General features: G+C 49.8%; 1 protein-coding gene. It reads right to left on the reverse strand.

The window, feature by feature from the left end; genetic code table 11:
- Nucleotides 1-309: GDP-mannose 4,6-dehydratase (locus AB4585_RS25085; protein ID WP_372171469.1), on the reverse strand; the 309-nt coding region annotated here is incomplete at both ends.

The raw sequence follows: 309 nt of genomic DNA on the forward strand, positions 1-309 counted from the left end.
ACGTATCTTCGCTCATTTCTTGCAAAGTACGCGTTGCTTTCCAACCTAGAACCGCTTCAGCCTTGGCAGGATCCGCCCAGCACTCGGCAATATCACCGGGTCTACGAGGTGCAATCTTGTACGCAATAGTCGTACCGCTTGCTTGTTCAAAGGCTTTTACCATATCCAAAACACTCGAACCATTACCTGTGCCTAGGTTAAAGATGTGCAAACCTGACTCATTCCCTACCTTCTGCAGCGCTGCAATATGACCATCAGACAGATCCATCACATGAATGTAGTCACGAACGCCCGTGCCATCCGGCGTTG

Source organism: Vibrio sp. 10N.222.49.C9 (assembly GCF_041474985.1).
GTDB lineage: Bacteria > Pseudomonadota > Gammaproteobacteria > Enterobacterales > Vibrionaceae > Vibrio > Vibrio crassostreae_C.